Origin of the sequence: Klebsiella sp. KTE92 (assembly GCF_000398905.1) — a bacterium.
Taxonomy (GTDB): Bacteria; Pseudomonadota; Gammaproteobacteria; order Enterobacterales; family Enterobacteriaceae; genus Klebsiella; species Klebsiella variicola.
This window is the reverse complement of the sequence record NZ_KB976100.1, coordinates 2792762-2806103: the sequence shown is the minus strand read 5'-3', so window position 1 is coordinate 2806103 and position 13342 is coordinate 2792762. Positions and strand designations below refer to the sequence as shown.

Sequence of the window (13342 nt, the reverse complement as noted above, 5' to 3'; positions counted from 1 at the left end):
CGCCTTAGCCGGTGGGGGAACATGAAGATTACGCCAGCTGGTTAAGCAGGCGGTTAATCTCCTCTCGCCACTGCGCCTGCAGTGACGGCTTTTGATGTTTTGGCTTGCGGGCCATGTCGTCAGCCAGCCATTGCTCCAGGTCAATCAGCCGCGCCAGCAGCGCCTCCTCATCATCGTCAGCCCCGGCGGGCGTACTCTGCAAAGCGAGTCGACTGTCCGGGGCGGGCGCCACGGCTTGCAGACGGGCATAGACCTCCTCCAGGCTGTGCCATTCCGTTAACCCGGCGTTGTCGATCAGCCAGAAGCGGTTACAGCTTTCGCTAATCAGCTGGCGGTCATGACTGACCAGCAGCACGCCGCCGGGGTAATCGCGCAGCGTCTGCGCCAGCGCCGCTTTACCCTCCATATCAAGATGGTTGGTGGGTTCATCCAGCAGCAGCAGACTGTAACGCGCCAGCGAGAGGCCAACAAACAGTAGCCGCGACCGCTCGCCGCCGCTGAGGGTGCTGACCTTCTGGCTATGTCTCGCCCAGCCAAACCCGGCGGCGATCAGCGCCCGTTTACGGGTGTCGGCCGACGGGGCGAACGGCGTCAGCGCGTCGAGCAGGCTGGCATCGTCCGGTAACTGCTCCAGCGTCTGGTCATAGTAGCCGGGGTGCTGCCGGGGATGCAGGCGCAGCCCCGGGAGTGGCGATGCGTCGTTCATCTGCTGCCACAGCAGGCGCAGCAGGGACGATTTACCGCCGCCGTTGCGCCCCATGATGGCCACGCGATCGCCGCTGCGCAGGCGCGCCACGCCGGTGGTGAAGAGGGATGGCAGGCCCGGCGCGGGCGCGACGGGCAGGGTGTCCATCTCCAGCAGGCGGTCAGCCGGCAGGGCGTCCCCCTGCAATGACAGACGCCACGGCGGGCCGACGCTGAGCTCGGTTTGCTCGTCTTTCAGGCGGGCGACCTGCTTCTCCATCTGTTTGGCTTTACGGGCGAGGTCTTCGTTGTCATAGACGCGACCCCAGGTGGCCAACCGCCGGGCGCTGGCGCTGACCCGGTCGATCTCCTTTTGCTCGGCCTTATGGCGCAGCGCGGCACTTTCATCCTGTTCCTGCAGTGCCTGACGGGCAGCGCTGCAGGGCAAGGCGAAGCTGTGCAGCGTCTGGTCGCGGAGGATCCAGCTGGCATTAGTTACAGCATCCAGTAAGGTGTTGTCGTGTGACACCAGCACGAAGCTCCCCTGCCAGGTTTGCAGGAAGCTTTCCAGCCACAGCAGGGTCGGCAGATCGAGGTGGTTGCCGGGCTCATCCAACAGCAGCAGGTCAGGTTGGCGGATCAGCGCCCGGGCCAGCAGCAGGCGCGTGTGCTGGCCGCCGCTCAGGGTAGTGGTTTGCTGCTCCATCACCGCCGGGGTAAAGCCCATCTGCGCCAGCAGGCGTTCGGCCAGCCAGCGCTGCGCTTCCCGTACATCAGCGGGTAACGGGGCCAGTACTGCCTGCAACAGCGACTGCGAACGCAGCGCCTCCGGCAGATGCTGTTCAACGCGGGCCATCAGACACTGACCGGCGAGTGAGACGCTGCCCGAGGTGGGCGCGAGGGTGCCGTCCAGCACCTGCAACAGGGTGCTTTTGCCGCAACCGTTATGGCCGATGAGACCGATACGGTCGCCTTTCTTCAGGGTGAAGGAGAGGGTGTTAAACAGCGGCCCAAAGGCAGTCTCCACGTGGAGCGCATGGGCAGTTAGTAATGTACTCATAGTCAACTTACTCAAGAGTTACAGGCATACAAATGCCTCGTCAAAACTCGCTGACGATAACCCGGTAAGCCGGAGAGAAGGGATTGCGTGAAGTGTCTTCGCTCAAGCCATAGTTATCGCAGCACGATACCGATAACGCTTGAGCTGGCGCAATTGCCTAATGCATGTGAAACAATAAACATTTCACAATACAGCATGGGGGGCCTCCTTTTTTATTCAGTCAGTGGGTGGGTGGTGGCAGTGTAGTGGGGAAAGGCTAGCGACGCCAGTGACAAAACTGGCAGGGGGGCCCCGCCAGCTTTCACCTGCGCCGCCTTTGTCTACGACGCCGGGTTGGCGCAGAGGGCTTATGTGTTTGCCAAAACATGGTTGCAGAACCATTTTTTTGCTGGCTCATTTACGGTGCCTCCACAGGGACGGTGGCGATCGGGCGGGCAATCATGATTGCCGTATCACTGAGCGCGTTCAGATCGCTTACCTGAGTACACTGGCGGGCCATGACCTGCGGATCGCCGTCCGGAAACCAGCCCTCATTGAATGACAGGGTGTAAAACTGGGTATGCCGCTTGACTTCACAGCGCCAGGCGCGGCCAAGATTGTTTCTGTCGATAAGCCAGCGGGGATCTTTCGCTTCAACAAAAATCTCATATTTAGAGGGTTGAGTGATATGTCGATCTGAATTCGTTTTGCTCCAGAAAATGGCAGTGTAATAAACGTTATGTTTACCGTACTGAATACTGGCATCTCGTCCGGGGGTAACCTCCGGATGGAGGAAAATAACTATCCCGGCGGCAATCAGTACCATCAGCGGTAATATAGGATGCTGTATCGGCCGCGAGGGGATTTTACGTACCGCCAACAGCCAGACCAGGGTAATAATAAACACGTAGAGCAGGGCGAAGAAAAATTTACTCGGTTCATAGATGACGACATCCACCAGATCGCCGGTGGCGGGCTGATACTGTTCAGCCCGCGGGGTGAGCATCCACATATCACCGCTGAAGAGGCACATTCCGGTGATGATGGCGATACCGCCGATAAGAAACAAGACAATACGGATCAGAATCGCATTCGCTTTATTCGCGCCAGGGGTTAATTTTAGCATTTCACATTCCGTTGTGAGGGGGTGAGAAACAACTATTTTGCACAGCGGAGGGCGTGCGGCAAATGCTATCCGTTTTATATTTTTACGATGAATGAATATGGGCGAAAAAGATGTTTCTGTGGCGGGAGATATTATTCTGACGTTATTAAAAACCGGGCCGATATGTCGACCCGGTGAGCGTGATTAAATCGAGGTGCGGCGATAATTGCGATATTCCGGCAGCCAGAAATTATCGCTAATGGCCTGCAGCAGCGCTTCAGCGGAAGTTTTCACCGCCATGCCTTGCTCCTGCGCCACCTTGCCGACCGCGAAGGCAATTGCCCGTGAGACGGTCTGGATATCCTTCAGCTCCGGCAGCACCGGACCTTCGCCGTTGTTCACCAGCGGCGAGTGTTTCGCCAGGGTTTCACTGGCGGCCATCAGCATCTCGTCGGTGACCCGCGACGCGCCGGAAGCAATCACCCCCAGACCAATCCCCGGGAAGATATAGGAGTTATTGCATTGCGCGATAGCGTACTGCTTGCCTTTCAGGGTGACCGGGGCAAACGGGCTGCCAGTGGCGACCAGCGCCTCGCCATCGGTCCAGCTCAGGATATTCTGCGGCGTCGCTTCCACCCGTGAGGTCGGGTTTGAGAGCGGCATCACGATTGGCCGCGGGCAGTGCTTGTGCATCTCGCGGATAATCTCTTCCGTGAACAGCCCCGGCTGACCCGAGACGCCGATCAGAATGTTCGGCTTCACGTTACGCACCACGTCCAGCAGGGACAGCACATCGTTAGTGGTATCCCAGCCCTGCAGATGCTCACGCTTCTGCACCAGCTTGTTCTGGAACGGCAGCAGGTTAGGCATGCCGTCGGTTAACAAGCCGAAGCGGTCAACCATGAACACGCGCTGGCGGGCCTCTTCTTCGCTAACGCCTTCGCGGACGATCTGGGCGATAATCTGCTCGGCGATACCGCAGCCGGCGGAACCCGCACCGAGGAAGACGATTTTCTGCTCGCTGAGCTGGCTACCGGCGCCGCGGCTGGCGGCGATCAGCGTCCCGACGGTGACCGCCGCGGTGCCCTGAATATCGTCATTAAACGAGCAGATTTCATTGCGATAGCGGTTGAGCAGCGGCATGGCGTTCTTCTGCGCAAAGTCTTCAAACTGCAGCAGGACGTCCGGCCAGCGGGCCTTAATTGCCTGGATCACGTCGTCAACGAACTGATAATACTCGTCGTCGGTAATGCGCGGATGGCGCCAGCCCATATACAGCGGATCGTCGAGCAGCTGCTGGTTGTTTGTTCCAACGTCCAGCACGATGGGCAGGGTATAAGCCGGGCTGATGCCGCCGCAGGTGGTGTACAGCGACAGCTTGCCGATCGGGATCCCCATCCCGCCGATCCCCTGGTCGCCGAGGCCGAGAATACGCTCGCCATCGGTGACCACAATCACTTTCACGTTATGGTTCGGGACGTTCTGCAGGATGTCGTCAAGGTTATGGCGATTCTGGTAAGAGATGAAGACGCCGCGGGCGCGACGGTAAATCTCGGAGAAACGTTCGCAGGCGGCGCCCACCGTCGGGGTATAGATAACCGGCATCATCTCTTCGAGATGGTTGCCGATCAGGCGATAAAACAGGGTTTCGTTGGTGTCCTGGATGTTACGCAGGTAGATGTGTTTGTCGATTTCAGTTTTGAATCCCTGATACTGGATCCAGGCGCGTTCCGCTTGCTCTTCGATGGTTTCAACCACTTCCGGCAGCAGGCCAAGAAGGTTGAAATTGCTGCGCTCTTCCAGACTGAAGGCGCTGCCCTTGTTGAGGAGGGGGAATTCAAGCAGAACGGGACCCGCGTAAGGGATGTACAGGGAACGGTTTTTCTTATGAGTAAATTGCATCGCACTAACTCCTTGATCATGACCACAGTCCCGGCGCGGCGATAAGCGAGGGCGGGTGGAAAGCAGCGGGCAGAGTATAGAGCAGATGGTCGTCAAGCGGGTAAACAAGCAATCAATTGACATAAAAAAACACCATCCTGGCAACAGGACGGTGTTGTTTATCATCACTCAGACTGAAAATTAACCACCGCGGCGTTTGCGGCCGGTAGCATGGATGTGGTTGAGGGTGGTTTCTTCATCGCCTTCCAGCACCACTTTTTTCTGCTGGGAAAGCTTATAGTTCAGACCGAGAAGATGACGTGCCTGATGGTTCGATTTCATTCTGACTCCTTTATCCTGTTCTGGTTTCAAGGGCAAACCCGGTGGTGACCGGATGAAATGTAACCCAAAGTCGGCCGCACGTTTTTTGTGCGACCTCAGCTAGGGTGGTCCATTTTCAGGGCAATAGCAACCTTCGCGCGCCAGATTAAGAACAGTCTCCCTCACGCACAGCCGGGATCACCACTTCATCTCGCCGGTATTAACTTTGGCGCTTAACTCCAGCGAGCTGGTCTCCGCCAGGCCCGGCCACTGCGTCTCCATGGCCTTGATCACCCCGGCCGAATCCTGATGCGTCTTCAGCGCCTGCTCAAACTGCTGGAGATACGTTTTTGTGAAGCGCACCGCGCTGTCTCCCTCCGGCGGGGTGCCGAGGTAATGACCAGGGATCACCCGCTGCGGGTGCAGGGCGATCATCTGGTCCAGCGTGTGGCGCCATTGCTGGCGACTGGCCGATGTCTGGGTGTCGGCGGTCCAGAGATGCATGCCCCACGCCACGCCTGTGCCGCCGAGGATCGTTTTGTTCGCCCGGATCCAGACGAACGCCGCGTAGTCATGCGGCTGCATAATGGTTACTTTCTCGCCGTCGATGGTAAAGCTGTTGGCCTTCAGCGCCTGCGGAACGTACACCTGTGTCGGCGCGCCATCTTTCATTTGCGGGCCCCAGTACGCCAGTTTGGCTGCTTTGGTGGCTTCAATATGTTTGACGACCTCCGGCGTGGCGACCACTTCCGCCTGCGGGAAGGCTTTCATCAGCGGTTCAAGACCAAAATAGAAATCCGGATCGCCAGAGGTGATCACAATCCGCGTGAGCGGCTTGCCGTTTTTCTTGATCATGTCTACCAGCTTTTCGCCGTCTTTGACGCTGAACTGCGCGTCAAACAGCACTGCTTCGTGCGGGCCGGAAACGAGAGTGGAGTTAACGGCAAAGAGGCCCTTTTCCTGCGGATTGTAGGTTTGCAGCGTCAGAGGCGCCGCGAAGATCGAACCGCTGAACAGGGCGGTGGCAACAGCAAGAGCAGATAATTTCATGATGTGTTCTCAGTAACAGGTGAATGCGTTCCATTGTACGGATTTCGCTATTTGATAGAATTCCTGAAATAAGAGATGCTGAGTTTCATAAATCGTGCAGATGAAGGGGGCATGATGGACAGGGTGATTGCTGCTCAGGTATACCTGCGCATCTGCGAGCTGGGAAGTCTCAGCGCCGCGGCGCGGGCGCTGGGGATGTCGCGTCCGATGGTCAGTCGCTATCTGGAGCAGATGGAGAACTGGGCTGGCGCCCGGCTGATCCATCGTTCCACCCGCCGGCTGACCCTGACGCCGGCGGGGGAAAAAGTGTTGCTTAAGACCCGCGGGTTGACGCGGATCGCCGATGAAATCGCCGGCGAGCGCCAGCGGGCCGACCCCAGCGGCACGCTGCGCGTCGCCTGCGCGCACTTCACGGCAATGCAGCTGATCTCTCCGCTGCTGCCGGACTTCCTCGCTCGCTATCCGCAGTTGCGCCTGGAGCTGGATATCAATAACCATCCGGTCAGCCTGATCGGCGAGCGCATCGACGTGGCCATTCGCATTACCGACAACCCCGAGCCCGGGGCGATCGCTCGCCGCCTCGGGCTGTGTCGTTCGCTCCTCTGTGCCGCACCGCGCTGGCTCCAGCAGCATGGCCCGCTGGCGACGCTTGACGATCTGCAACAGCATAACTGTCTGTTATACAGCCACTTTGCCGGCCAGCGTTGGCAGTTCAGCGATGCGCAGGGGCAGGAGGCGTCGGTGGCGGTGAGCGGCAATCTGAGCGCGGGGATCTCTTCTCTGCTGCTGGAGGCGGCGGTCGCCGGGTGCGGCATTGCGATGCTCCCCGAACTGGAGGCGCGGAGCGCGTTGGCCAGCGGGGCGCTGGAGGTGGTGCTCCCTGACTGGACGCCGAAGGCGCTGAGCGTCTATGGCATCTATCTTTCCCGCGACTATCAGCCCGATGGGCTACCGCTGTTTCTGGATGCGCTGCAGCGACGTCTGGGGGAGATTGCCGCCGGGGCATGAACATGGCGTTGCATTCAGCGGCAACACCGGCGGGCGGTGGCCCTGCCGGTGAGCTGACGATGAGACTTACTCGTTGCCCCATTGATTAAGGAAGTTGGCGATATCGTCAATTCGGCGTTCATCAATGGCCGCTTCGCGGGCCATCTCCTGCTGCGCCTCTTCATCGATCTCTTCGTTATTCATCAGCCGCTCAATCAGCAGTTGAAAATAGCGCGCCAGCGCATCGCGTTCCGTCTCTTTAACCGGGGAGGCCGCTTCGGTCTCGTACTCGTCCACGATGTCATAAAATTTCAGGGGGATCTCATTACTCATCAGTTGTCCTCAGGGTCAGCGCACAGCGGCGGGCGGATATCATAGCATGCAGCCGGCTAAACACGCTGCGGGAGAGGAAAAATCGCCACACAGGGGCTGCGCGGCGATCGTGTTGGGGAGGGACCGGCATAACGCCGGCCCGTGTATCGGTCCGGAGGCTACGGATTTAGACCACGCCGTCCCCGCCGTCAGAACACCACACCTGACCGGAGGTATAGGAGCAGGCGTCTGATGCCAGGGTGACGTACAGCGGGGCGATCTCGACCGGCTGCCCCGGGCGGCCCATCGGTGTGTCTTTGCCGAACTGTTTCACTTTCTCGTCCGGCTGGCCGCCGCTGGATTGCAGCACCGTCCAGTATGGGCCTGGCGCCACGGCGTTGACGCGAATGCCTCGTTTCGCCACCTGCTTGGCCAGCGATTTGGTAAAGATCGCCAGGCAGGCTTTGGTCTGGGCATAATCGAGCAGGATCGGGCTGGGTTTATAGGCCTGCACCGAGGTGGTATTGATGATTGCGCTCCCGGCCTGAAGATGGGGCAGCGCCGCGCGAGTGATCCAGAACGGCGCGTAGACATTGGTTTTAAAGGTGGCGTCAAAGTCTTCGGTGGTGAGCTCCTCGAGCGTCTCGCAGTATTGCTGACGTCCGGCGTTATTGACCAGGATGCTCAGGCCTCCCAGTTGTTCCACCGCGTCGGCCACCAGCGACTGACAGAAGGACTCGGAGCGAATATCCCCCGGCAGGGCCACTGCCGTGCGACCTTCGGCTTTGATCAGCGCGATGACTCCATCGGCATCCTCTTGCTCCTCCGGCAGATAGCTTATGGCGACATCGGCCCCTTCGCGGGCAAAGGCGATCGCCACCGCGCGGCCAATGCCGGAGTCGCCGCCGGTAATTAACGCTTTCTTACCCGCCAGCCGCCCGGTGCCGGTGTAGCTGGTTTCCCCGTGGTCCGGTGACGGCTCCATCTCCGCATCCAGACCCGGCGGGGTTTGTTCTTGCTCCGGGAACTCCGGACGGGGAGCCGTCTCTTCTGGCAACATGGAGGTGGGTAATTTTTTCATTGGCGGTTTTTCATCTTGCATAGTCATCTCCTTCAGACAGAACGGGCCAGACCTAAGGATAGGTCAGCTTCACCCCAGGCCAGGCAGCGCGAGAGGATCATCTATCTTGTTTAACAGGCAAAATAGGGGCTTTATTTGACTTTAACCGGCTGATCCTTGGCGAATTTCGTTGTATGTCGCTGCGTTATTATTGGTGGTGTTAAATTAGGATTATTCCATCCTTAATTTGCGGTGCGGGGCTATTTTACCGGGCGGGCTGAATGACGGTATGCTTTTTTAAAGGCGAAGGGGGGTGCATTGTGAAAAAAATAGTTTTTTGCACCTATGGATGGTTGATGAACTACTTCATTGTGAGTATTTTTATGACGGTGATGTCTGGCTGATGTAAAAATAAAAAATCGCCCATCATTTTCATTTTTTTACAAAGGCGCCGGGGCGAAAAAATTCATGATAGTGAATGGTGATAACCTAAGGCGAATAAGTGAGTTACAATGTATTTATTTTTACTGCCGCTTCGTTATTTATTTTTTATTTGCCATTTGGCGTGGATAAAAGCCTGGCGTTAATTTGACTCCTGCGAGCATTCCTCTAGTGTTAGATATTGAGGGCGATGATTTGTAACAGGGTCATTTTCCATTTACCAACCGAGATCGAGTAAACCTAAAAGGTGAAATTATGGCAGAGCATAGAGGCGGTTCAGGTAACTTTGCAGAAGATCGTGAAAAAGCATCCGAAGCCGGGCGTAAAGGCGGACAGCACAGCGGCGGGAACTTTAAAAATGATCCTGAACGTGCATCCGAAGCCGGTAAAAAGGGTGGTAAGAACAGTCATGGCGGTGGTCGTAAAGCCGGTGACAGTTAATGACTGAAGCCTGAGGCGCTTTAAAAAGGGCGCCGAAACAAAAACCTGTGGGCCTGCCGGTCCGCAGGTTTCTGTTTATATGGGCTGGTAATAATAAATCTGGTCGGATACTCGTATTTATTTATCGGCAATACGCGAAGAGTAAATGAATCGGCAACATGCTGGTTAACGGTTAAGTATTTATAACATAGCAGGTAATAAAAATGAAACTGACACCGGCATTGATTAAACGTTGCCATCTTGTGGCCGCCGTGATGTGGGTCATTCTGGCAATACCCTCGTTAATCTGGTGGAAAAACAGCGTCCTGTGGGTCATTCTCATTAGCATCTATGCGAATATCGTTGGGCATTTATCCGGATATAGTGCAGCGCGAGCGGATCAGGCGGCGGAAGAGAATGAAGATCCCACATCCAAATAAAGGATTGGTTATCAGAGGTATTTATGACGGATATTGAAAATTACCATAACTGGCTGCGCGATGCACATGCGATGGAAAAACAGGCCGAAGTGATATTAATCGCCGCAATCAGAAGGAGTGAGAACTATCCGCCACTGCGCACGCGTCTTGAACAACATCGCTATGAAACCCGCCGGCAATTATCGTCTCTGCAGGATATCATTGCCCGTAATCATATTTCCCGCTCCGCGCTGCAGGATGCGATGAGCCGGGTCGCCGCATTGGGCCAGTCCATTGGGATGATGCTGCCCGGCGATGAGGTTATTAAAGTCATTATCACGGCCTATGTTTTTGCGCAATTCGAGGTCGCCTGCTATACCGCCTTATTGACGGCGGCGAAACGGGTGGGCGACCACCATGCCATCCACGCCCTGGAGGCGATGCTGGCGGAGGAGCGAGGCATGGCTGACTGGCTGCTTCATCATCAGCCGACGATCGTCGGGCAATTTCTGCATCGTGCCGATCTGCCTGGCGTTGAGGCCGGAAAATAAGCCGCCGGAGAAAAACTATGGTTAAACGCCACACGATCGCGCTCCATGCTGTCGAGGAACAGGTTCCTCTGAAATTAACCGCCAGACAGCAGGCTCTGGTGGACGCGGTGGCGAATCGGGCGCCTTCAGCGGAACACGCTACCGTATCGCCTGTCGCCAAACCCCGGCCGACGGCGAGGGGCGGACGTAAACCGCGCTGAATCTGCTGGCGAGTGACGGGCCACCCGTCAGGGTGAATAAGCAAGGTGATAGTGATGCAACGGGAACAGTGGTTTCACAGAGCGGTCATTTATCAGGTTGATAGTTCACTGTTTTATGACGCTAACGGTGACGGCTACGGCGATCTCGCCGGTATTCGCCAAAAGCTACATTACATTCGCAGCCTCGGGGCGACGGTGCTCTGGCTGACGCCTTTCTATCTCACCCCTCTGCAGGATGATGGCTATGATATCAGCGACCATCTGCAGCCCGATCCGCGCTTTGGCACCATCGCCGACGTGATTGAGCTGATTGCCCGCGCCCGGGAGCTGGGGCTGCGGGTGATTGTTGAGCTGGTTATCCAGCACACTTCCGCCCAGCACCCGTGGTTTCAGGCGGCGCGACGCGATCCCCGGTCGCCGTGGCGGCCATACTATCTTTGGGCCGACAGGCCGCCGGAGAAGGACGATCCCCCCATGTTTCCCGGCGTCGAGGAGAGCGTCTGGCGCTGGGACGAACAGGCCGGGCAATACTATCGCCACATGTTTTATCGTCATGAGCCGGATCTGAATCTTGCTCATCCGCCGGTGATCGCTGAAATCGAAAACATCATCACCTTCTGGCTGCAGGCGGGCGTGTCAGGTTTTCGCCTCGATGCCGCGTCACATCTGGTGAAACAGGCCGGGAAGGGCGACGAGGCGCGCGGCTACCCGCTGCTGAACCATCTCCGGCAGGTCGTTCAGCGCCTCAATCCCGAGGCGATACTGCTGGGTGAAGTGGACGTTGCGGTAGAAGATTACCGCCATTACTTCGGTCACAGCGATCGGCTGCAGATGGTGCTCAATTTCTGGCTTAACAAATATCTCTACCTCAGTCTGGCGCAGCAGCGCGCCGCCCCGGTGGTAAAAGCCCTGCAGGCGATGGTGACCCCGCCGGACGGGTGCTGCTTCGTCAACTGGCTGCGTAACCATGATGAACTGGATCTCGAGGGGATCGGCGAACGCAATAAACGCCAGGTTATCCGCACCTTTGCCCCTGATAAATCCATGTCCGTTTACCAGCGTGGCGTACGCCGGCGACTGGCGCCGATGCTGGATGGCGATACCCGGCGCATGGCGCTGGCCCATGCGATCCTGCTGGCGCTGCCCGGCGTGCCGGTGATGCGCTATGGCGACGAGATTGGCATGGGAGACGATCTGAGCTTACCGGAGCGCTACGCAGTCAGAACGCCGATGCAGTGGTCGGCGGCGCCCAACGGCGGCTTCTCCCGGGCGGCGCGGGACGATCTGCCGGTAAAACCGATAGCCAGCGGGCGGTGGCGCTACCAGCGGATCAATGTCGAAACGGCACTGCGCCACCCCCGATCGCTGCTGAACCGGGTGCGCAATATGGTGCTGGCGCGGGCGGAATATACCGAGCCGGGCTCCATTCCTTTCGCCATCCTCGCGGTGAAGCCTGCTGCGGTACTGGGCCTGTGCTATCGCAGCGAATCGCGGGAAGTGCTGATGCTGGCGAACTGCAGCCAGCAGGCGGTAGAGGTCCTGCTCCCGCCGCTGGCCGAGGGCTACTGGAGCCCAATTCTGGAAGATAAGCTCTATCAGGATGGGCTACACGGCGGGAAAGATGCGCGGCTGGCGCTTTCCGGGTATGGGTACCGCTGGTTCAGCCGGAGCCTGGATTAACGCCGTTTCCCGGAACGACGGAACAACGCCCGCAGAGCCATCGTCGCCACCGCTACCCCGACGCCGGCAGCCACTTTTCCCGGGAGATCGGCGCTGATGGTCACCGCTTTACGCCGTGCGCCATCGTTAAAGGGGCCGTGTCCGGGGTGATTGCCGCGTACCGGCGTGAACAGGTCGTCCTGATGCTCTGCCGGCTTCGGCTGGCCGGTAAACTGTCCCTCCCACGCCTTTTTCACCATCAGCCGATCGAGCAGGCGAGGAAAGAAGACCTGACCGAGGATCGACTGGATGGTGCTTTTCCCGACCCACAGCTCGTTGACCGGACGCTGGATGACGCTGTAGATAGCTTCGGCGGCCACTTCCGGCTGATAGACCGGCGGCACCGGCTGCATGGCCTGATCCATTTTATTCCGCGCCCAGCCAAACTGGGCGGTGTTCATCCCCGGCAGCTGGACCATGGTCAACTGGATGTGGCTTTTCTCGTGCATCAGTTCGGTACGCACGGCATCGGTAAAGCCGCGGATCGCCGCCTTGGCTCCACAGTAGGCCGATTGCAGGGGAATCGACCGCCAGGCCAGCGCCGAGCCGGCCTGAATAATCACTCCCCGATCCCGGGGCGCCATCACCTCCAGCGCCGCGCGGGTGCCATTGACATAGCCGAGATAGGTCACCTCCGTCACCCGGCGAAATTCCTCCTCGCTCATCTGACGAAAGGGGGCCAGCACGGTGGTCATGGCGTTGTTGATCCAAACGTCTATCGCGCCAAGTGTGGCTTCCACCTCGGCGGCGGCGCGCTGCAGCGCCCCGGCATCGGCGACGTCGGCGCTAATGGCCAGCGTTTTAATGCCAAACCGTTCGCAGGCCTGCTGGGCTTCCTGCAGACCCGTCTCATCTCGGGCAATCAGCGCCACGTGGTATCCTGCGCGAGCGAAACGCAGCGCGGTGGCTTTGCCCGCCCCCGCGGTTCCCCCGGTAATTACCATCACAGACATAGAGACCTCATTTTTTTTGGCTAGCGCAATATTAACTGCACAGATCGGTTAATTATTCCTCACAAATGACAATGACGAGGTGGGAAATATCCTGGAATATACGCAGTGTGAATCAGACGACATATCCGGATGATGCTGGCTGGATCGTGCCTGCATCGGCGAGGACGTTCTATAATCTGTTAGAACCCTGTCAACCCGCG

15 protein-coding genes are annotated in these 13342 nt (G+C 58.1%); 7 read left to right on the top strand and 8 right to left on the bottom strand.

Going from position 1 to position 13342, the window contains the following annotated elements; genetic code table 11:
* Positions 1-28: 28 nt before the first annotated feature.
* The 3 genes from A1WC_RS12165 to A1WC_RS12175 form a co-directional block, all read right to left on the bottom strand.
* On the bottom strand, positions 29-1744 hold the full coding sequence (locus tag A1WC_RS12165; RefSeq protein ID WP_016161125.1) for an ABC-F family ATP-binding cassette domain-containing protein: 1716 nt from the start codon (positions 1742-1744) through the stop codon (positions 29-31).
* Between the two features lie 397 nt (positions 1745-2141).
* Positions 2142-2849: a hypothetical protein gene (locus tag A1WC_RS12170; protein ID WP_016161124.1), complete on the bottom strand. Its 708-nt coding sequence runs from the start codon at positions 2847-2849 to the stop codon at positions 2142-2144.
* A gap of 183 nt (positions 2850-3032) precedes the next feature.
* Complete coding sequence (locus A1WC_RS12175) at positions 3033-4730, bottom strand: NAD-dependent malic enzyme (protein WP_016161123.1); 1698 nt, start codon at positions 4728-4730, stop codon at positions 3033-3035.
* A gap of 55 nt (positions 4731-4785) precedes the next feature.
* On the opposite strand from A1WC_RS12175, the gene A1WC_RS27945 reads away from it, so the two are divergent.
* Positions 4786-4914 carry a hypothetical protein gene (locus A1WC_RS27945; RefSeq protein ID WP_172437957.1) on the top strand — a complete coding sequence of 43 codons (129 nt, stop codon included), beginning with the start codon at positions 4786-4788 and terminating at the stop codon, positions 4912-4914.
* Here the strand turns inward: A1WC_RS27945 and sra are convergent.
* Positions 4911-5051, bottom strand: a complete 141-nt coding sequence (sra, locus tag A1WC_RS12180; RefSeq protein ID WP_012541615.1) for a stationary-phase-induced ribosome-associated protein — start codon at positions 5049-5051, stop codon at positions 4911-4913. The two genes, A1WC_RS27945 and sra, sit on opposite strands and share 4 nt — an antisense overlap.
* Positions 5052-5228: 177 nt before the next feature.
* A complete protein-coding gene (locus A1WC_RS12185) occupies positions 5229-6080 on the bottom strand; it encodes a Vmh family MBL fold metallo-hydrolase (protein WP_016161122.1) in 852 nt (283 codons plus the stop codon).
* A 114-nt stretch (positions 6081-6194) separates the two neighbouring features.
* Between A1WC_RS12185 and A1WC_RS12190 the strand changes: the two genes are divergently transcribed.
* Positions 6195-7088 carry a LysR family transcriptional regulator gene (locus tag A1WC_RS12190; protein ID WP_012968123.1) on the top strand — a complete coding sequence of 298 codons (894 nt, stop codon included), beginning with the start codon at positions 6195-6197 and terminating at the stop codon, positions 7086-7088.
* A 66-nt stretch (positions 7089-7154) separates the two neighbouring features.
* Here A1WC_RS12190 and A1WC_RS12195 read toward each other — a convergent pair whose 3' ends face one another.
* Positions 7155-7400 carry a DUF2543 family protein gene (locus A1WC_RS12195; protein WP_008804755.1) on the bottom strand — a complete coding sequence of 82 codons (246 nt, stop codon included), beginning with the start codon at positions 7398-7400 and terminating at the stop codon, positions 7155-7157.
* A 166-nt stretch (positions 7401-7566) separates the two neighbouring features.
* Positions 7567-8481 (bottom strand): SDR family oxidoreductase, encoded by a 915-nt coding sequence (locus A1WC_RS12200; protein ID WP_016161121.1) that lies wholly within the window; start codon positions 8479-8481, stop codon positions 7567-7569.
* Between the two features lie 654 nt (positions 8482-9135).
* Here A1WC_RS12200 and A1WC_RS0125155 point away from each other — a divergent pair.
* The 5 genes from A1WC_RS0125155 to A1WC_RS12220 all read left to right on the top strand — a co-directional run bounded on the left by A1WC_RS0125155 (position 9136) and on the right by A1WC_RS12220 (position 12150).
* Positions 9136-9321: a general stress protein gene (locus A1WC_RS0125155; RefSeq protein WP_008804757.1), complete on the top strand. Its 186-nt coding sequence runs from the start codon at positions 9136-9138 to the stop codon at positions 9319-9321.
* Between the two features lie 203 nt (positions 9322-9524).
* Entirely contained in the window at positions 9525-9740 is a 216-nt protein-coding gene (locus A1WC_RS12205; RefSeq protein WP_008804758.1) for a hypothetical protein, read from the top strand.
* A 23-nt stretch (positions 9741-9763) separates the two neighbouring features.
* The gene (locus tag A1WC_RS12210; RefSeq protein WP_016161120.1) at positions 9764-10270 is read left to right on the top strand and encodes a ferritin-like domain-containing protein; all 507 of its coding nucleotides are present in this window, start codon (positions 9764-9766) and stop codon (positions 10268-10270) included.
* Positions 10271-10287: 17 nt separating this feature from the next.
* A complete protein-coding gene (locus A1WC_RS12215; RefSeq protein WP_012968126.1) occupies positions 10288-10470 on the top strand; it encodes a hypothetical protein in 183 nt (60 codons plus the stop codon).
* 54 nt (positions 10471-10524) lie between these two features.
* On the top strand, positions 10525-12150 hold the full coding sequence (locus A1WC_RS12220) for an alpha-amylase family protein (RefSeq protein ID WP_016161119.1): 1626 nt from the start codon (positions 10525-10527) through the stop codon (positions 12148-12150).
* Here the strand turns inward: A1WC_RS12220 and A1WC_RS12225 are convergent.
* The gene (locus A1WC_RS12225; protein WP_012968128.1) at positions 12147-13142 is read right to left on the bottom strand and encodes an SDR family oxidoreductase; all 996 of its coding nucleotides are present in this window, start codon (positions 13140-13142) and stop codon (positions 12147-12149) included. The two genes, A1WC_RS12220 and A1WC_RS12225, sit on opposite strands and share 4 nt — an antisense overlap.
* Positions 13143-13342: the final 200 nt, after the last annotated feature.